The sequence below is a fragment of the Vibrio sp. R10-SG-ISO4 genome (assembly GCF_059834135.1).
Window position 1 is genome coordinate 49,756 of the sequence record NZ_JCBDHJ010000023.1, and the last position, 19,730, is coordinate 69,485.

Below are 19,730 nucleotides of genomic sequence, written 5' to 3' on the forward strand. Positions count from 1 at the left end.
CTCGCTTACAACGCACGATACTTCTCTCTTAACCTCTGACGCACCCACTCCGCTATCGAGTTCACTGCAAAAGTAAACATCAGCAAAATTAACGCGGCTAGGAATAGCAATCGGTAGTGGGAACTGCCCACTTCCGACTCCGGCATCTCAACCGCGATCGTCGCGGATAATGTGCGCATTCCTTCCAATATGTTCCAATCAAGGATCGGGGTGTTACCGGTGGCCATCAGCACGATCATCGTCTCACCAACGGCGCGGCCAAGCCCCATCATGACGGCCGAAAAAATACCCGGACTGGCGGTAAGCAACACCACGTGTACTAAGGTTTGCCACTGCGTCGCACCCAAGGCCAATGACCCATCCGATAAGTGTTTCGGTACCGAGAAGATGGCGTCTTCTGCAATGGTAAAAATAGTGGGGATCACCGCAAACCCCATCGCAAACCCGACCACTAAAGCATTGCGCTGATCAAAACCAATCCCGTGCTGCGCCAAATACGCACGCACATCGCCGTCAAACAACCACTCTTCTAAACCGCTAGTGTGAGAAAGCACCACCACCGTCAGCAAGATGATCACCGGCATAAGAATCACCGCATGCCAGCCATTGGCAAAGTGACGCTTCCATATTTTGGGTAGACTTTGCCACAGCGCCCCGGCCACTACGGTAGACAGCGGCAAAGCAATCAACAGCACCACCACAGACGCGAGATAATTCTCAACAATCGGTGCAAACCACAAGCCCGCCAGAAAGCCGATGATGACCGTCGGTAGCGCCTCCATCAGCTCGATAGAGGGCTTGACGACTCGGCGCATCGCTGGCGTCATAAAATAAGCGGTATAAATGGCGCCCAATACCGCTATCGGTACCGCGAACATCATGGCGAACAATGCCGCTTTGATGGTGCCAAACGCGATCGGCACCAAGCTGAATTTGGCTTCAAACTCATCATTGGCCGAGGTGGTTTGCCAAACAAACTCTGGCTCTGGGTAGCCTTCATACCACACTTTTTGCCACAGAGAAGACAATGAGATTTCAGGGTATGGATTATCGAGATGCGAGACAGACAACTGGTCGCCACTTTGGGTCAACAAATATTGTTCATTGTTGGACATCGCCGCTAAGGTGGGCGCTTTATCAAAGGCTCGGTTAAACAGCACCAACTTTTCACTGGTGGTGTAGTGGCTTTGAACCGTGCCATTGGTATAAAAACTGTAGAACCCTTTGCGATAGGTATCAGGCAGCAGCAGCTGTAACTGCGGCGCGAGTTGAAACTCTCGAATCGGCACCAAGTGGCGCTCACCCTCTTTGAGCACATCAAACCACTGCGACACTTTGCCGTCTTGGTGGCTGACCAACAAAGAGTAAGCGCCCGCTAACAGCTGCACCTCACTCACCGCATGTTTGACGTCGCCTGCACTTAAATCGACCACTTCACGAACCAAGAACCCCTGACGCTGTTTGGTGGCAATGACCAGCTCAGATGCGCTGCGCAAATATAGCGTGTCACCATTGGGGGTGAGCAAAAGCTGATCTAAATCGATAAAAGGCTGTGGAAACTCAAATTCTTGGCGTTCCTCATTGGAATCTAACCAACGGACACGGATGCGATTGTCGTCATAGTAACCGACCAAAGTGAAAGTATCGTGCGTGAAGGCATCGCGGTCTGCAAAAGCAAATGCGCGCAACTGAGCGTCAGTGACTGATTCACCCATGAGCAAATCCAGCGGCGGCGTAACCACATCGACACTCGGTGTGAGTACTCGCTCACCGTTTGCCAACCTGCTGCTTAATTCAGGGCGAAAGAGCGTCACTTGCCCTGATGGCGTCGCCATCGCATGCCAAGGGTTTACACCAAGACCAGAGGCAAACAAGGTGTGCTGCGCCCCTAAGTCATAGTGATAAATCGCGGAGCGGCGCTCATCATTGAGCGCCCAAAACTTGAGTGTACCAAGAGAAGATAAGGTATAAGCGGAGTGACCATAGTCATCGACGCCCAGCGCAACGATAGACTGCTCATCTATCGTTTTAGTCGCCAAATTGGGCGTGATCTTGGCGTCAGAAAACAGAGGCAAGACCATCATGGCCAGATAAACAAAGATCAGCACCAGCGCCGCAAGCACGCCGACGCCCCCCGCAGAGACAGCCAGTTTTACGATTCTATCTTTAATAAGTCGTTTTCTGTCACGTTCTCGTAACGAAAAATCGCCTTTAACCATCTGTCCCACTTACCTAAATTAACCCAAGTGTATAATATTTCCATTAGGTGACAATTATATTACAGCTCACATTAAGCAACTGAAAGTAGTGTAATAAAAACCTGCAATAAAAATGTCATATAAAGATCTTAGCTTGGCTACCAGTTTGGTCTTATTAAGTCCTTACTCTATAGCGCCCCTTAGAGAAGGCACGTTGCAAAGGTTGGGTTATGAGTGCTGAAAAACTGTATATCGAAAAAGAGCTAAGTTGGCTGTCGTTTAATGAACGCGTACTCCAAGAAGCGGCAGATAAAGAAGTGCCACTCATCGAAAGAATTCGATTTTTAGGCATATTTTCCAACAACTTGGACGAGTTTTATAAAGTTCGATTTTCCGATGTCAAACGTCGAATTTTAATCAATCAAGAGCGTGGAGGCAGTGACAACCCCAAACACCTGCTGAGTAAAATGCAGAGCAAAGCGCTCAAACTGAATGATAAATTTGATGAGCTCTACTCTGAGCTGATCCGCGAAATGGCGCGTCGGCGGATTTTTTTAGTCAACGAAACTCAGCTCAGTGACGCACAACAAAAGTGGATAAAAAAATATTTTCGCAATGAAGTGGTTCCGCATATCACCCCGCTTTTGATGCGTGACGACATCGATGTGCTGCAATTCCTAAAAGATGAATACGCCTACATCGCTGTCGACTTACGCAAAGGCGAACACAATCAATATGCCTTGATAGAGATCCCCACCGACCACTTGCCTCGCTTTGTCATGGTGCCAGAACAAAAAGGCAAACGGCGCAAAACCATCATTCTTCTCGATAACATCATCCGATACTGTTTGGATGAACTCTTCAGTGGCTTTTTTGAGTATGACGAGCTAAACGGCTACGCGATGAAAATGACGCGTGACGCCGAATACGACCTCAGTCACGAAGTCGAGCACAGCCTTCTTGAGCAAATGTCTGAAGGGGTCAGTCAGCGCTTAACCGCGATGCCGGTTCGCTTTGTCTATGAACGTGACATGCCGACCGAAATGCTGAGTTTTCTGTGCGATAAGCTGAAAATCTCCAACTACGACAGTTTGATCCCAGGTGGCCGCTACCACAACTTTAAAGACTTTATTGGTTTTCCCAATGTGGGCCGTGACTACCTCGAAAACAAACCATTACCGCCGATGAAATGCGCCGATTTCGACGGGTATGCCAACGCCTTTGATGCCATCAAAGCGCAAGATATCTTGCTCTATTACCCCTATCACACCTTTGAGCACATCAGCGAAATGGTGAGACAGGCATCGTTCGACCCGAAAGTACTGAGCATCAAAATCAATATTTATCGCGTTGCCAAAGATTCACGCCTGATGAACTCCATTATTGACGCGGTGCACAATGGCAAAAGTGTCACAGTGATTGTAGAGCTTCAGGCTCGATTTGATGAAGAAGCCAACATTGAGTGGTCGCGGATTCTGACCGAAGCCGGCGTGCATGTCATTTTTGGCGCGCCCGGATTAAAAATCCACTCTAAATTGCTCTTGATTACACGCCGCGAAGATGACGACATCGTCCGCTATGCGCACATCGGCACCGGCAACTTCCATGAAAAAACCGCCCGTATCTACACCGATTTCTCGCTTCTCACCGCAGACCCTGAGCTCACCAACGAAGTGCGTAATGTGTTTGGCTACATTGAGAACCCGTATCGTCCGGTGCGCTTCAATCACCTAATTGTCTCACCACAAAACTCTCGCAAGCAGCTCTATCGCCTCATCGACGCAGAAATTGCCAATGCGAAAGAGGGTAAAAAGGCCGCCATTACTCTTAAAGTCAATAACCTAGTCGATCGCGGACTGGCAAATAAGCTCTACGGAGCGAGCAGCGCTGGCGTAGAGATAAAGATGATCATTCGTGGCATGTGCTCCTTGGTACCGGGTATTGATGGCGTAAGCGACAACATCAAAATCATCAGCATTGTCGACCGATTCTTAGAACACCCGCGTGTTCTTATCACGCACAATGATGGTGACCCCAAAGTGTATATCTCGTCGGCAGATTGGATGACACGGAATATCGACTATCGGATCGAAGTCGGTGCTCCAGTGCGTGACGAACGTCTTAAACAGCGCATTATCGATATCATCAACATCCACTTTACCGATACAGTAAAGGCGAGGTGGATAGACAAAGAGATGAGCAATACCTATGTGCCACGCGGAAACCGAAAGAAAATTCGCTCACAGATTGCCATTTACGACTATCTTAAGAATGTAGAAAAACAGACAAAGAAACAGAAAGAGCTTTCAATCACTCATGACCCAAACACCGGAAATTCGTGATGTTGCCGCGATTGACCTTGGCTCAAACAGCTTCCACATGGTGGTCGCAAAAGTTGTAGACCAAGACTTGCAACTGGTAAGTCGACACAAGCAGCGAGTCCGTCTCGCAGCTGGGTTAGATGCACAAAAAAATTTAGACAACGCCGCCATTGAACGTGGCTTAGAATGTTTGACCATCTTCGCTGAGCGACTGCAAGGGTTTGAGGAGAGCAATGTGCGTATCGCCGCAACGCACACCCTACGTCAAGCCAACAACGCGCATATCTTTTTGCAGCGAGCCCGTGACGTGCTGCCCTTTCCCATCGAGATCATCCCCGGCATTGAAGAAGCACGCCTAATTTATCTGGGGGTTGCCCACACGCAACCGGCGTCTGACTCCAAATTGGTGGTAGACATTGGCGGTGGCAGTACCGAAATGATCATAGGGCAAGGCTTCGAACCGCATTTAGTTAACAGTAAACAGATGGGGTGCGTCAGCTTTACCAAGCACTATTTCAAAAACAACAAACTGTCGAAGAAGAACTTTGCCAAAGCGACCTTAGCGGCGGAGCAAAAGTTGGAGTCCATTGCCCATCAATATCGCAAAAAAGGTTGGGAAGTCGCGTTTGGCTCCTCAGGGACCATTAAGGCCATTCGTGATGTACTGGTCGGAATGGGCTTTGAAGATGGTATTATCGACAGCAAACGACTCGATAAGGTCATCGATAGGCTTTGTGAGTGGGAGACGATTGATGACATCAACCTCACCGGCCTCACACCGGAACGTCAGCCTGTGTTTGCGGCGGGTGTGGCGATCCTTGCCGCCATTTTCAAAGATTTCAAAATCAACGAAATGCACTTTTCAGAGGGCGCACTGCGAGAAGGCTTACTCTACGAAATGGAATCGCGCTTTAAGCGCTCCGACATCCGCATGCGCACCACGGAAAACCTTGCCAGTAAACACCTGGTCGATCTAGAGCATGCGGCCAAAGTCAAAGGCCATGCCCGCGAGTTTTTGGATCAAACCCACCAAGCGCTTGGCATTAACAAACACTCTGAGCTGTTTGATTTGCTCGAATGGAGCGCGTTATTGCATGAAGTAGGGCTTAGCATCAGCTTACAAGCCTTCCACCGCCATTCGGCTTACATTCTCAAGCATACCTACATGCCCGGCTTTAACCGAGAGCAGCAAACCATTCTCGCCATGTTAGCGCGCTTTCAGCGCAAAGCGTTAAAGCTCAATGAAATGGAAGAGTTTTCGCTGTTTAAGAAAAAGCACGTCATCAGTTTAATTCGTATTCTGCGCCTCGCCATCTTGCTCAACGGTCAGCGTAACGATGACCCTCTGCCAGCCCTGACACTGAAAGTCGATGGCGACAGTTGGACCTTGAACTGTGATGAAGCCCAGTGGTTGGAACACAACAAACTGCTCCATGCCGATCTGCTTTGCGAGCAAGAATACTGGAACAATGTGGGCTGGGAACTGACCTTTTAGACTCAGCCTCTATCATCAAACGAAAAAACGCCGCGTTACAAGTGAACGCGGCGTTTGTTTAACCTTATGATGACAACGTCTTCGTCATTTTAATTACGTAGAGAAAGGCCGACTTTTTCTAGTTCCTGCTGCGCGATTTCAGGCGATAGAGGGACATAACCATCTTTGCTCACCAAAGCTTGCCCCTGTTTGGAGTAAATAAAGCGAATGAACTCTCGCTCGATAGGAGGCAGCGGTTTGTCAGGATGCTTGTTGACGTACACATACAGGTAGCGCGACAAAGGATAGCGACCAGTCAAAATATTTTGATAACTCGGCGCAATGTAATCTTCCCCCTCTTTGGCAATCGGCAGCAGCTTCACACCTGAGACTTGATAGCCCACGCCAGAGTAGCCAATCGTATTGATCGCCGAGGATACCGATTGAACAACCGATGCCGAGCCCGGCTGCTCATTAACGTTATTTTTAAAGTCACCGCCACATAAGGCGTTGTTTTTAAAATAGCCGTACGTACCGGAGACCGAGTTACGACCAAACATTTGAATCGCACGCTTTGCCCATTGGTAGTCAAGCCCTAGTTGAGTCCAAAACTCGATACTCTCCGTACCGCCACAGCGTAAGGTTGCGGAAAAAATACGATCAAGCTGAGAAAAATTAAGCCCTTCTATCGGATTGTCGCGGTGGACAAAGACGCCAATCGCGTCGATGGCGACGCGTAACTCTGTGGGTTTGTAACCGTGCTCGCGCTCAAAGGCCTCAATTTCACGGTTGCGCATTTCGCGGCTCATCGGGCCAAATTGCGCCGTTCGCTCAGTTAATGCTGGGGGAGCGGTGGAAGAGCCAGACGCCTGGACTTGACCGTTAATACTGGGGTAAATCAGCGTAAACTCTTCCATCCATAAGGTGGTCATACCGGCAAGCGTATCAGAGCCAACACTGCTCAGGCTTCCGCTAACGCCGCGTACTTTTTGATACTCTTGCAATCCTGTCGCTCGAGCAGGGCCAGTCAATAGCCCCAATACCGCCACGCCAATCGTAATGATGATTGGCCACGCTTTTTGGCGCCCCATTACTTCACCACCAAACGTTTTGGCAACAAGAAGGAGAACTTACTGCCCACACCGACTTGCGACTCAATTTCAAGATGCGAATCGTGGTGAGTTAACGCATGTTTAACGATGGCAAGACCGAGTCCACTTCCGCCGGTATCACGCGAGCGTGCCTTATCCACTCGGTAAAAACGCTCGGTTAAACGGTGAATATGCTGTTTCTCGATCCCGTCACCGCTGTCTTCCACTTCAAGCCTCGCCCCTTGTGTCGTTTCATACCAACGCACATTGACCGTCGCACCAGCTGGGGTGTATTTCACGGCATTGTAGACCAGATTAGAAATAGCGCTGCGCAGTTGATCTTCATCACCAAGCACTCGTAACGTGTCATCAACATCAAAGTGGAGCTGATGGTTTTGCTCGCCACTGAGACTCGCCGCTTCTTTCTCAAGCACATCAAGCATCACGGGGACGTTCACGACATCTTCAAGTTCATGCATGGGCGCCGCTTCGATCTTAGAGAGAGTCAACAACTGATTGACCAAACTGTTCATGCGGTTTAGCTGCTCGGTCATTACGCCGTGTGCTTTACTCCACATCGGGCCGACCACCATGTCTGGGTCTTCCGTCATTTCCAGATACCCTTGCAGCACGGTCATCGGCGTACGAAGTTCATGAGACACGTTGGCGAAGAAGTTGCGGCGCATCCCCTCAAGCTGCTTGAGCTGAGTAACGTCACGCACCACCATCAAGTGCTCCCCTTCGGTATAAGGCACAATACGTAGCTCGAGCATTCGCTCGACGTTCAACGGTGAACGCATTTCCAGAGGGACAGAGAAATCTTGCTTATTGAGATATTTGATGAAATCAGGGGTACGAATTAGATTCGATATCGGCTGGCCCGAATCGTCTGGCCAACGAAATCCAAGCAGATGCTGGGCGAGTTTGTTGCACCAGACAATGTTGCCCTCACTGCGAAACACCACGACCGCATCGGGTAAGGATTCAGCGCCGTTGCGGAAACGGCGGATAAGATTGGTCAGCTCTTTGCGCTTTTTTCGCTGACGCTGCTGCAAGCGGTAAATGCCATTAAATAGCGACTCCCAGTTACCAGACCCCGACGGTGGCGTCAGGCGCTTTTCGTCCCACAGCCAAGCAGATAAACGTATTTGATTGTGCAGATGCCACAGCAACTGAATCGCCGTCGCGGCTAACAACAGCCACGGCAGATAGCCAAATACCCAACCAATGAGTACCCAAGGGGTGTAAAAAAAAGCCAGCTCCCAGGCCAGCTTTTTCCAAGTTAACCGTTCTACCACTTACCTCTCCGTTTTGCTTTCCTTATGACCTCACACGTTTAATGTGATTATGCTTTGGTGGAGAAGCGATAACCTGCACCGCGCACTGTTTGGATCAACTTATCGTGCCCGGCGGCTTCGAGTGCTTTGCGTAAACGACGGATATGAACGTCAACCGTACGATCTTCCACGTACACGTTGGTTCCCCAGACGTTATTGAGCAACTGCTCGCGGCTGTAGACACGCTCTTGGTGAGTCATAAAGAAGTGCAACATTTTGAATTCCGTTGGCCCCATATCGACAGGCTCATCGTTCGCTGTAACACGGTGAGAAACGGGATCCAATTTGAGTCCTTGAACATCAATAACATCTTCCAGCGCAGTGGGCGTCACGCGGCGAATCACCGCTTTAAGCCTCGCCACCAGCTCTTTCGGTGAAAATGGCTTGGTGATGTAATCATCCGCACCCACTTCAAGGCCACGAACCTTGTCTTCTTCTTCACCACGCGCTGTTAGCATCACTACCGGAATGTTGCGTGTCAGCTCTTCACGCTTCATGTGTTTGATGAAATTAATACCGCTGCCGCCAGGGAGCATCCAATCTAGCAGAACTAGATCTGGGAAGGGTTCAGCCAATTTGGTTACTGCAGTATCGTAATCTTCTGCTTCTACTGCTTGGTAACCTTTTTGTTCAAGAACAAAACACAGCATTTCACGAATTGGTGCCTCGTCTTCAACAACCAGAATCCTTCTAGACATAATCATTTAACCTTATGTTCGTTGAGTTTACTCAATGATTAGGGCGGGCAGCCTGCCGCCTCTTGATGCATAGGCATTATTACTAGCAATTATGACACTTTTGTGACCTTTGAAAACAAATTTTCATATAACTTTTATTCTGGATTCATCTTCATATTTTGCATTTCGGCTAGGACAATCTGGTTGAAATTCCTTATTATTGCCGACTTACTTGTAGCACTAGAGAGATCATATGTGGTTTAAAAACTGTCTGGTTTATCGCTTTAACCGCGATATTGAGTTCAATGCAGACCAATTAGAAAAACAGCTCCAAGAGTTTCGTTTTACGCCATGTGGCAGCCAAGACAAACAAAAATTCGGTTGGGTCACCGCCATGGGGAAACACGGCGACATGATGACGCACGTTTCCGAAAACCGCATTCTTATCTGCGCCAAGAAAGAAGAGAAAATGTTGCCCGCTTCCGTGATCAAAGAGTCACTGAACGCTAAAGTGGATGCCATGGAAGCGCAAGAAGGTCGACCACTGAAAAAGAAAGAAAAAGAGACCTTAAAAGACGACATCGTGATGGATTTGCTACCGCGTGCCTTTAGCCGCAGCAACCACACCTATGTGCTGATTTTGCCGAGCGAAGGCTTTATTTTGGTGGATGCGAGCAGCTACAAAAAAGCCGAAGATGTCTTAGCTCTACTGCGTAAAACCATGGGAAGCTTACCCGTCGTGCCTGCCATCCCGGAAAAACCGCTCGAACTTACAATGACAGAATGGGTAAAGAGCGGCGATCTCCCAGGAGGCCTACAAATGCTTGACGAGGCCGAACTAAAATCGGTACTGGAAGAAGGCGGTATTATCCGTTGTAAGAAGCAAGAGCTTACCAGTGATGAAATTCGTAGCCACATTGAAGCAGATAAGCAAGTCACCAAACTCGCCTTGTGGTGGCAGGAGCGCTTGGAGTTTATTTTGGCCGACGACGGCAGCATCAAACGCCTCAAGTTTTCAGATGAACTGAGAGATCAGAACGAAGATATTCCTCGTGAAGATCAAGCGGCGCGCTTTGATGCCGACTTTTCACTGATGTGCGGCGAAATGAGCACTTTCTTACCGGATCTCTACCGCATGCTTGGCGGACTACCGCACCCGAACACGTAATCTTCTGCCCCAAAGTCTCTTCAACGCCTTCGCTTAGAAGGCGTTTCATTATCCTCTCTTATGTTTTCCTAGTCACCACAGCGTATTTGACGTAAAATTTGCGCCCCTGATTCCATATGGTGGAATCGGCCTGACTTGAGATCAGATTGAAGAGAAATGACTATGACCACTGAGAAAGCTTTTGTTCCTGAGCTACTGTCACCGGCAGGCAGCTTGAAAAACATGCGTTATGCCTTTGCCTACGGCGCTGATGCCGTTTACGCGGGCCAACCTCGTTACAGCCTGCGCGTTCGTAACAACGAGTTCAACCACGAAAACCTAAAAATCGGTATCGATGAAGCGCATGCGCTGGGTAAAAAACTCTACGTGGTGTGCAACATCCAGCCGCACAACTCAAAGCTAAAAACCTTTATCCGCGACCTTAAACCTGTGGTCGAAATGGGCCCAGACGCCTTAATAATGTCTGACCCAGGTCTGATTATGATGGTACGTGAAGCCTTCCCTGATATGCCAATCCACTTATCAGTACAAGCGAACGCGGTGAACTGGGCGACGGTAAAATTCTGGGCTGCCAACGGTGTTGAACGCGTGATTGTTTCTCGTGAGCTTTCTCTAGAAGAGATCGAAGAGATCCGTGAACACTGCCCTGAAACAGAGCTCGAAGTCTTTGTTCACGGTGCACTTTGCATGGCGTATTCTGGTCGCTGTCTGCTTTCTGGCTACATCAACAAACGCGACCCAAACCAAGGCACATGTACTAACGCATGTCGTTGGGAATACAAAGTTGAGCAAGGCAAAGAAAACGACACCGGCGACATCGTTGAGAAGTTTGATCCATCACAGGCGCAGCCTGTTGAAGTTCAAGACGAGCGCCCTGAAACCACGATTGGTCGTGGCAAACCAACCGATGAAGTGGTGCTGCTTTCTGAAGCTCACCGTCCAGAAGAAAAGATGGCCGCTTACGAAGATGAGCACGGCACTTACATCATGAACTCGAAAGATCTCCGTGCAGTTCAGCACGTTGAGCGTTTAACGAAGATGGGTGTTCACTCGCTGAAAATCGAAGGCCGTACGAAGTCTTTCTACTACTGTGCACGCACCGCGCAAGTCTACCGTAAAGCAATTGATGACGCGGTTGCAGGTCGTCCGTTTGATGAGAGCCTAATGGGCACGCTTGAAAGCTTAGCTCACCGTGGTTACACCGAAGGCTTCCTTCGTCGTCACACGCACGATGCGTACCAAAACTACGACTACGGCTACTCTGTTTCCGATTCTCAGCAGTTTGTCGGTGAGTTCACCGGTAAACGTCGCGGTGACATGGCAGAAGTGGAAGTGAAGAACAAATTCGTTGTGGGTGATAGCCTTGAGCTTATGACACCTAAAGGTAATGTAGTCTTCACGCTTGAAGCGATGGAAAACCGCAAGTCTGAGTCTATCGATGACGCAAAAGGCAATGGCCACTTTGTCTTCATTCCAGTCCCACAGGATTTGGATCTGGAATTTGGTCTATTGATGCGTAACCTTAATGCTGGTCAGGATACCCGTAACCCAACAGGTAAATAACCATGGCGTTGCTGATCACGGATAAGTGCATTAACTGCGATATGTGTGACCCTGAGTGCCCCAACGGCGCTATCTCTATGGGTGACAGCATATTCGAGATCGACCCTGATCTCTGTACAGAGTGTAAAGGGCACTACGACAAACCCACCTGTCAGTCTGTGTGTCCGATCACCAAATGCATTATCACGGACCCAAACCATATTGAGACCGAAGAGGAACTGCTCGAAAAGTTCGTCATCATTCAAGGGTTAGCCTAATACCAAAAAACGCCGCTCATCGAAGCGGCGTTTTTTTATGTTAGTCAGCGTTATTTATAACTGAGCTCTGTGGCTTTGCCTTTAAATATGCGATACACCGCAAAGGTGTAGAGCAATATCATCGGCATCACCACAACCACACCATAGCCGACGATGATCAACGTCTCATCTGAAGAGGCCGCTTGGCGAGCCTCCATAATTCCAGGTACCACTTGAGGAAAGAAACTGTACGCTAGCCCCAAAAAGCTCAGCGCATAAATCACCACAGCACCAATAAAAGGCCAACGCGCGCCCCAATCATCACTGGTCGGAACTCGACGTAAGTAGCGGTCAACTAAGTAGATTGTCGTCAAAACCACCAAAGGCACCGGGGCAAGCAGCAGAATTTCCGGAAAGCTGAACCAACGTTGCGCTACCTGTTGGTTGACTAGCGGGTTAACAATGCTGACCGAGATTATCCCTAACGCAGCAATCCAGCCCGCTCTGCGTGACCAACGCGCAGCTCTGGCTTGCAATCTTCCTTCCGTTTTGAGAACCAACCAAGCACCGCCAATGTATACATAGGCGCACGCAACACAAAGACTACTGAGAAACGCAAACCCGTAAGCTTGTGCCGATGCTTCGAACCCCATGATGTACCTTCCCACCATGTATCCTTGGGTCAGTGCCGCGAGCAATGATCCCAATTTAAAACAATTATCCCACCGCTGCTTATAGTCCGCTTTGGCCTTGGCTCGAAAATCAAACGCGACACCTCGCATGATCAATGCAATCAGCATGAAGGCGGTCGGTAAATAGAGCTCGGTAAAAATCAGACTGTGCGCACTAGGGAAGGCTATCAACAGTATCCCAACCGCCAATACAAGCCAAGTCTCATTGGCATCCCAGAACGGTCCAATCGACGCAATCATTCTGTCTCGCTGATCTTCATCGTTGCTAGGAAGGAGCATACCTACGCCGAGATCATAGCCATCCAACACTGCATACATAAATACGGTGAAGCCAAGGATCAACAGATAAACTTCTGGTAAATAGTTCAACATTAGCATACCCCTTGTTGTACTGTTGCCGTAACTTTGTGAGCATCAACGTCCTTACGAGCGAGATAAAACAAGGTGTGGATGTACGCCAGAAGAAGAGCAGCATAAACGACAAGATACATCGACAAGGAGATCATCACATTCGATGGTGCCAATGGTGTGACGGCTTCTGCCGTTCTCAGTACACCAGTGACAAGCCAAGGTTGACGTCCTATCTCTGTGACATACCAACCTGCGAGCGTCGCTATCCACCCAGAAAACGTCATGGCGACCACGACATAGAGGTAGGGCCTCGGCAGGTCTCGAGCTCTGAGCAAGCGATAACCACCAAACCAACTTACTGCTAGCATCAATAGTCCGACCCCAACCATGACCCGAAAGCCAAAAAACAGCGGCTTTACTGGTGGGTGATTGGGTGCAAAGTCATTGAGGCCGACAATTTCCCCATCAAGCGAATGAGTGAGAATCAAACTCGCCAAATGTGGGATCCCTAGCGCGAATTCGTTCTGACGCAGCTCTTCATTTGGCCAAGCAAACAGGAGCAGCGGAGCGCCTTGCTCTGTTTCCCATACTCCTTCCATCGCCGCAATCTTCGCCGGTTGATGCTCTAAGGTGTTCAAGCCGTGCAAGTCACCGACAAAAATCTGAACAGGAATGAATAACGCCGCCGCTAACAGTGAAACTCTCAATCCAAGCTTGGCTGCACGATGGCTAGGTTGCTTAATAAGCTGATAGGCACTGATGCCTGCTATCAAAAAGCTTGCGGTCAAACCAGACGCCAATAGGGTATGCGCAAACCGATAAGGCAAAGAGGGGTTGAAGATGACGTCCTTCCAACTGGTGACATGCACCACACCATCGATGACTTCATACCCAGCCGGCGTGTGCATCCAACTATTCAGTACCAGAATCCAAAACGCCGACATGGTCGTGCCGACCGCCACCAAGACGGTGGCCAAAGTATGGAACCAGTCGGGCACACGGCCTCGACCAAACAGCATCACGCCAAGAAAGGTCGCCTCCATAAAAAAGGCCGTCATTACTTCGTAGCCCAGCAGAGGACCTGCAACATTACCCACACGCTCCATAAAGCCCGGCCAATTAGTGCCAAACTGAAAACTCATCGTAATACCTGAGACAACACCGAGTGCGAATGTGAGTGCAAACACCTTGACCCAAAAGTAATAGACATCGAGCCAAACTGGCGCTTGCGTTCGGTTGTAACGCCATTTGAAAAACACCAACATCCATGCCAGAGCGATGGTGATGGTTGGGAATAAAATATGAAAACTAATATTGGCCGCAAACTGGATTCGCGACAACATGAGGGTATCTAACATCTCACTACCTCAACAGCTAATAACCCAAATTAAATCGAAATTCTGAAAATTTCTTACGGATATCGGCGGGTATTGGATCGGATATTCATGAATATCGCCCGAGTAGCGCGGTTTTTATCTTCTTTAGAAGAAAACATGAAAACGAATGACAGGATTTAAGACTGTTCTGCTAGTAATGCCAAACATTGACCGGGGGGTACTTTCGGCGTTTTCTTTTTGCTTGTCGTGCTCGGTGTTGGCGTTTTGATGGCAGGTTTGGGCTGTGGTTTCCAACTGGCAAGCTCTGCGCCGCAACCATCTCCCGCTGGAGGCGCGGCTTGAGGTTGACAGGCATCACTGCCCTCAGGGCAGCGAAGCCGAACATGCATGTGGTAATGATGCCCCCACCAAGGCCTAACTTTGCGAAGCCATGTTCTGTCTTGGCTCTCTTCGCTGCGGCACAAGGTGTCTTTGATAACGGGGTGAACAAAAATTCGAGCGACGTCGTCATCACTGGCTGCAAGCTTGATCAAGTCAAAATGACGACGATCCCAGCTCGCTTTCACTAAGCGGTACTGTTCAAGGTTGACCACGCTCAGAGGCTCAGGTTTGGCCAACTGAGGAGAACTCAATGGCGCATCTACCAACCTAAGCCAAATGTCGATATCGAGCCCTGTTTGATGACTTGAATGGCCCGACGAAAAACGACCGCCTTGTGGCAGAGAAAGATCGCCAATCAAGAGTGAGGTGTTCAACGTTCGATGAGCTTGCTCAGCCAAATGTTCGATGTAGCGAATCGCACTGGGGTGAGCATAGTATCGAGCGCGCTGGCGGCGCAGCACTTGATACCCTTCCCCTTCAAGCGGTAGCGCCTTAGCCCCGGCTAAGCAGCCATTGGCGTAGCTTCCTATCGCCTGCGGCTGAGATTGAGATGGAGATGAAATGGCCTCCCAAGGCGTGGCACTGACCGATGAGCCAAAGCTCATCATCAAGGCGATAGGTGGAAAGGCGCTAAGTCGCCAAATCGTCCCTGTTTGCATGACTCGTCCCTTCCCTCAATTCACCGTTGCCACTCAGCGTTTAATAATGGTCACCATTATCATAATAGCCGCTGGCTTCAAGCGCCGTGAAAATTACCGCCACATCGACCTCTTCGCCAAGCACGCCGCGAACCTGACGAGTAATGATGCTTGCGACCGCATCTTGGGTCTCTTGGCCGCGATCAAACCACAACACTTCGACAAACGGATACGCTTGGCTGACCTCTCCATCATAAAAAAACGTGGTATAGATGTATTCAAAGGTGAAATCCTCTTTGGGGCAATCCATGTGTGGTTGGAGCTCATCAAGCAGTGTTGAGGATAAGGTTTGAACCGTTTGCGGCTCCACCGCTCGAAAACGTAGATGAGGCATAGATAAGATCCTATTGTTGAGTTTGCTCCATGATAACAAGATATTGAGCAATGCCCATCGCATTCCTGCATGCGACGACCTCTAACATTATCGTGGCTCGAACGTCACGCGAAGAACCCCATCCTGACTGACGATCATCGCTCGCCAATCTCGATGTTGATAGACTAGGCGCTGGGTAGACCGAGGCGAGGCTTGCCCCAGAAGCCGCACTATTTTGGTTTCGACCTCTTGGTTTGACGCAAGCGCGAGTTCTGTCTCGATATCTAAACTCTGATCATCGATGGTGACGCGGTTGAGCACAAAACCATCTTGGCGAAGATGTAACTGCAGCTGACTCCATTGATGGGGTGAAAACGATGACAGTAATGTGATTGAAAGCGTTGCACCGTCTAAGGTGGCTTCAGCAATATAGTGCTCTTTATGATAGTCCAGCGCCATCTCACACCAAGTATCGCGCTCACACGCCAGCCAAGTTTCCTGGATCTCTTGGCGTATTGCATCGCCATTCAATATCGGTATCAACAGCGTATTGGCGCAGGCCAGTGGACTCACCAGCATCACTAGCAACAATCGAATTCTCATCACTCTTCCTTCGGTGAGTAGGAACAAAAAAGCCGCTGACATCAGCGGCTTTGGAGTAACTCAAATAGAGGTAGCGAGCACAGAGAATGTAAGAGAGCCATTAAGGCATCTCATCAAACTCAGCGCCCTCTTTTTCAACTTGAGGTGGCATCAGGTGCTCTCGGGTGATACCCAGCTTCAATGCCAGCGCTGAGGCAACATAGATAGAAGAGTAAGTACCCACTGTGATACCAAGCAATAGCGCAGTGGCAAAACCGTGAATCATCGCACCACCTTGGGTAAACAAGGCGATAACCACAAACAAAGTCGTGCCCGAAGTGATCAAGGTACGACTCAGCGTTTGGGTAATGGAGTTGTTCATGACCTCAGCCGATTCGCCTTTACGCATCTTGCGGAAGTTTTCACGGATACGGTCAAAGACAACAATCGTATCGTTGAGCGAGTAACCCACTACCGTCAGCAAGGCCGCGACAATGGTAAGATCCACCTCAATTTGCATCAAAGAGAAGATGCCCAAGGTGATGATAACGTCGTGCGCCAAAGCAAGTACCGCACCCGCCGCCAAACGCCACTCAAAGCGCACCGAGACGTAAATCAAGATACAGATCAGCGACACCAAGATCGCCAGACCGCCCGCTTCTGTCAGCTCATCACCCACGTTCGGGCCGACAAACTCGATACGGCGCATCTCTACGTTTTCACCCGTGCCCTCTTTAATGGCACTGATGATTTGGTTGCCTAAAGTTTCGCCTGAAGCGTCATCACGAGGACGCAAACGCACCATGACATCACGGGCACTACCAAAGTTTTGCACCGTAGCATCACCGAAGCCTTTGGCATCAAGCGCACCACGAATCTCTTCAAGGTTTGCCGGTTGCTCAAAACCCACTTCAATCAGCGTACCGCCAGTGAAGTCTAAGCCCCAATTCAACCATTTAGTTGATAGCGTGAAGAGCGCCGCAGCGATCATTACAATAGACAGCGCAAACGCTGCCTTTGACCAACGCATAAAGTCGATCGTTTTCTCTGCTTTTAGAATCTGAAACATACGTATTCCTAGCCCTAGATCGACAGTTTATTAATGCGCTTACCGCCGTACAGTAGGTTAACCACACAACGGGTACCGACGATAGCAGTAAACATGGAGGTCAAAATACCGATAGACAGCGTGACCGCAAAACCTTTGATGGCACCAGTACCGACGGCAAACAAGATGATTGCGGTGATCAGCGTCGTGATGTTTGCATCCGCAATAGTGCTGAACGCGTTGGCGTAACCTTGGTGAATCGCTTGTTGTGGATTGCGTCCATCACGCAGCTCTTCTCGGATACGCTCAAAAATCAGCACGTTGGCATCCACCGCCATACCGACCGTCAAGACAATACCGGCAATCCCTGGCAGCGTCATGGTTGCCCCTGGAATCATCGACATTACCCCGATAATAAGCACCAAGTTCGCCATCAGCGCCATGTTGGCAATCAAGCCAAACTTGCGGTAGTAGAGCAAGGTAAACAACATGACTGCGACCATACCCCAAATACACGCTTGGACACCCATATCGATGTTCTGCTGTCCCATTGATGGACCAATGGTACGCTCTTCAACAATCGAGATTGGCGCAATCAGAGCCCCCGCACGTAGTAGCAACGCAAGGTTGTGCGCTTCGGCGGCAGAATCGATACCTGTGATGCGGAAGTTACGTCCAAGTGCCGATTGAATGGTCGCCTGGTTGATCACTTCTTCATGCTTAGACAGAATCACTTTGCCTTCAGGAGTGCGTTTACCGCTGTCTTTGTACTCTGCAAATACCGTTGCCATCAGCTTACCGATATTTTGACGCGAGAACGCCGACATCTTGTTGCCACCTTCACTGTCGAGTGAGATGTTCACCTGTGGGCGACCGTACTCATCCACGCTGGAGCTCGCATCCGTGATGCTTGAACCACCAAGAATGACACGCTTTTTCAGCACGACAGGGCGACCATCACGATCTTGCTTGATTTCACTGCCCGCTGGCGCGCGGCCACTGGCAGCAGCAGCAAGGTCAGCGCTCGCATCCACTTCACGGAACTCAAGCGTCGCCGTCGCACCGAGAATTTCTTTCGCGCGAGCGGTGTCTTGTACGCCGGGAAGCTCGACCACAATGCGGCTTGCACCTTGACGCTGAACCAATGGCTCCGCAACACCTAGTTCGTTCACACGGTTACGCAAAATCGTAATGTTCTGCTCGACCGCGTAGTTGCGAATTTCGGTGAGGCGTTGCTCGGTAAAGGTTGCTTTGAGTGCAAAGCGGCTCTCGCTGCCTGACTCCACAAACAACATGTCAGGGTGTAGACCTTCGAGAACACGTTTTGCTTGCGCTAGCTGCTCGCCATCACGAAGCAGCACTTCGACCGCATCTTTGCCCAGTGGGCGAATGGCGCGGTAACGAATTTTCTCTTCGCGAAGCTCACTACGAAACGCTTCTTCTTGCTGGCCGACGAGTTTTTCCATCGCCGCGTCCATATCCACTTCCATCAGGAAGTGAACACCACCACGCAAGTCTAGACCTAACTTCATTGGCGCAGCGCCAATCGCTTCTAGCCAGTCCGGTGTGGATGGTGCAAGGTTAAGTGCGACAATAGTATCGTTACCGAGCGCTTCGCTGATGACGTCGCGCGCACTGATTTGCGTATCGGTACTCGTAAAGCGTACAAGGATGGATCCATTTTCTAGAGCAATGGATTTATGAGATAAGCCCTCTTTTTCAAGAGCTTGAGTGACAGAGTCCAGCGTTGACAGATCAACAGAGGCGCCGCGCGCCCCTGTCACTTGAATTGCCGGATCTTCACCGTATAAATTCGGAAGTGCGTACAACGCAGCGATAGCGATGGTTAGCACCACCATCAAATACTTCCATAACGGATAGCGGTTAAGCACAGCGAGGATCCTCTAGCTGTTTATAGAGATTTCAGCGTACCTTTTGGTAGCACTGCAGTCACGAAGTCTTTCTTGATCACAACTTCGTTGTTCGCGTTAAGTTCGATTGAGATGTAATCGTTGTCTTCTGCAATCTTAGTGATCTTACCCACTAGACCACCGCTCGTCAGCACTTCGTCACCTTTGCCCATAGAAGCCATTAGGTTCTTGTGCTCTTTCACACGCTTAGACTGTGGGCGGTAGATCATGAAGTAAAAGATAACCGCGAACATACCTAGCATGATCAACATTTCGAAACCGCCACCTGCTGGTGCGCCTTCAGCGGCTGCGTGAGCTTGAGAAATAAACATTAAAATAATCCTCTATTTATA

17 protein-coding genes are annotated in these 19,730 nt (G+C 49.6%); 5 read left to right on the forward strand and 12 right to left on the reverse strand.

Annotation, left to right across the window (positions count from 1 at the left end):
* Positions 1–5 precede the first annotated feature (5 nt).
* Positions 6–2,219: an ABC transporter permease subunit gene (locus AC6R03_RS17015; protein ID WP_500631515.1), complete on the reverse strand. Its 2,214-nt coding sequence runs from the start codon at positions 2,217–2,219 to the stop codon at positions 6–8.
* Positions 2,220–2,428: 209 nt separating this feature from the next.
* On the opposite strand from AC6R03_RS17015, the gene ppk1 reads away from it, so the two are divergent.
* Together ppk1 and ppx are read left to right on the forward strand one after the other, a co-directional pair.
* Entirely contained in the window at positions 2,429–4,540 is a 2,112-nt protein-coding gene (gene ppk1, locus AC6R03_RS17020) for a polyphosphate kinase 1 (RefSeq protein WP_500627008.1), read from the forward strand.
* On the forward strand, positions 4,515–6,014 hold the full coding sequence (gene ppx, locus AC6R03_RS17025; RefSeq protein WP_500631516.1) for an exopolyphosphatase: 1,500 nt from the start codon (positions 4,515–4,517) through the stop codon (positions 6,012–6,014). Before ppk1 ends, ppx begins: the two co-directional genes overlap by 26 nt.
* Before the next feature lie 89 nt (positions 6,015–6,103).
* On the opposite strand, the gene AC6R03_RS17030 is transcribed toward ppx, so the two are convergent.
* Genes AC6R03_RS17030 through phoB form a run of 3 tightly spaced genes read right to left on the reverse strand, consistent with a single transcriptional unit; the run spans position 6,104 to position 9,119 of the window.
* The gene (locus AC6R03_RS17030) at positions 6,104–7,084 is read right to left on the reverse strand and encodes a PstS family phosphate ABC transporter substrate-binding protein (protein ID WP_500631517.1); all 981 of its coding nucleotides are present in this window, start codon (positions 7,082–7,084) and stop codon (positions 6,104–6,106) included.
* The gene (gene phoR, locus AC6R03_RS17035) at positions 7,084–8,382 is read right to left on the reverse strand and encodes a phosphate regulon sensor histidine kinase PhoR (protein WP_500631518.1); all 1,299 of its coding nucleotides are present in this window, start codon (positions 8,380–8,382) and stop codon (positions 7,084–7,086) included. The genes AC6R03_RS17030 and phoR overlap by 1 nt, the downstream gene beginning before the upstream one ends.
* A gap of 47 nt (positions 8,383–8,429) precedes the next feature.
* The gene (gene phoB, locus AC6R03_RS17040) at positions 8,430–9,119 is read right to left on the reverse strand and encodes a phosphate regulon transcriptional regulator PhoB (protein WP_334551363.1); all 690 of its coding nucleotides are present in this window, start codon (positions 9,117–9,119) and stop codon (positions 8,430–8,432) included.
* A 232-nt stretch (positions 9,120–9,351) separates the two neighbouring features.
* Between phoB and rdgC the strand changes: the two genes are divergently transcribed.
* The 3 genes from rdgC to AC6R03_RS17055 all read left to right on the forward strand — a co-directional run bounded on the left by rdgC (position 9,352) and on the right by AC6R03_RS17055 (position 12,086).
* Complete coding sequence (gene rdgC, locus AC6R03_RS17045; RefSeq protein ID WP_500631519.1) at positions 9,352–10,266, forward strand: recombination-associated protein RdgC; 915 nt, start codon at positions 9,352–9,354, stop codon at positions 10,264–10,266.
* A 162-nt stretch (positions 10,267–10,428) separates the two neighbouring features.
* Entirely contained in the window at positions 10,429–11,829 is a 1,401-nt protein-coding gene (gene trhP / locus AC6R03_RS17050; RefSeq protein WP_334551365.1) for a prephenate-dependent tRNA uridine(34) hydroxylase TrhP, read from the forward strand.
* 2 nt (positions 11,830–11,831) lie between these two features.
* A complete protein-coding gene (locus AC6R03_RS17055) occupies positions 11,832–12,086 on the forward strand; it encodes a YfhL family 4Fe-4S dicluster ferredoxin (protein WP_334551367.1) in 255 nt (84 codons plus the stop codon).
* 50 nt (positions 12,087–12,136) lie between these two features.
* Here AC6R03_RS17055 and AC6R03_RS17060 read toward each other — a convergent pair whose 3' ends face one another.
* The 8 genes from AC6R03_RS17060 to yajC form a co-directional block, all read right to left on the reverse strand.
* Positions 12,137–13,129, reverse strand: a complete 993-nt coding sequence (locus tag AC6R03_RS17060) for a cytochrome d ubiquinol oxidase subunit II (RefSeq protein WP_500631520.1) — start codon at positions 13,127–13,129, stop codon at positions 12,137–12,139.
* Positions 13,129–14,466, reverse strand: a complete 1,338-nt coding sequence (locus AC6R03_RS17065; protein WP_500631521.1) for a cytochrome ubiquinol oxidase subunit I — start codon at positions 14,464–14,466, stop codon at positions 13,129–13,131. Before AC6R03_RS17065 ends, AC6R03_RS17060 begins: the two co-directional genes overlap by 1 nt.
* A 155-nt stretch (positions 14,467–14,621) precedes the next feature.
* Positions 14,622–15,485, reverse strand: coding sequence for a penicillin-insensitive murein endopeptidase (gene mepA, locus AC6R03_RS17070; RefSeq protein WP_500631522.1), 864 nt, complete (start codon positions 15,483–15,485; stop codon positions 14,622–14,624).
* Between the two features lie 40 nt (positions 15,486–15,525).
* The gene (locus AC6R03_RS17075) at positions 15,526–15,858 is read right to left on the reverse strand and encodes a DUF1904 domain-containing protein (protein ID WP_334551370.1); all 333 of its coding nucleotides are present in this window, start codon (positions 15,856–15,858) and stop codon (positions 15,526–15,528) included.
* Between the two features lie 87 nt (positions 15,859–15,945).
* Entirely contained in the window at positions 15,946–16,440 is a 495-nt protein-coding gene (locus AC6R03_RS17080; RefSeq protein ID WP_500631523.1) for a hypothetical protein, read from the reverse strand.
* Positions 16,441–16,540: 100 nt separating this feature from the next.
* The gene (gene secF, locus AC6R03_RS17085; protein ID WP_334551374.1) at positions 16,541–17,488 is read right to left on the reverse strand and encodes a protein translocase subunit SecF; all 948 of its coding nucleotides are present in this window, start codon (positions 17,486–17,488) and stop codon (positions 16,541–16,543) included.
* 14 nt (positions 17,489–17,502) lie between these two features.
* Positions 17,503–19,359 (reverse strand): protein translocase subunit SecD, encoded by a 1,857-nt coding sequence (gene secD, locus AC6R03_RS17090; protein ID WP_334551376.1) that lies wholly within the window; start codon positions 19,357–19,359, stop codon positions 17,503–17,505.
* Positions 19,360–19,379: 20 nt separating this feature from the next.
* The gene (gene yajC, locus AC6R03_RS17095; RefSeq protein ID WP_334568317.1) at positions 19,380–19,709 is read right to left on the reverse strand and encodes a preprotein translocase subunit YajC; all 330 of its coding nucleotides are present in this window, start codon (positions 19,707–19,709) and stop codon (positions 19,380–19,382) included.
* Between the last annotated feature and the right edge of the window lie 21 nt (positions 19,710–19,730).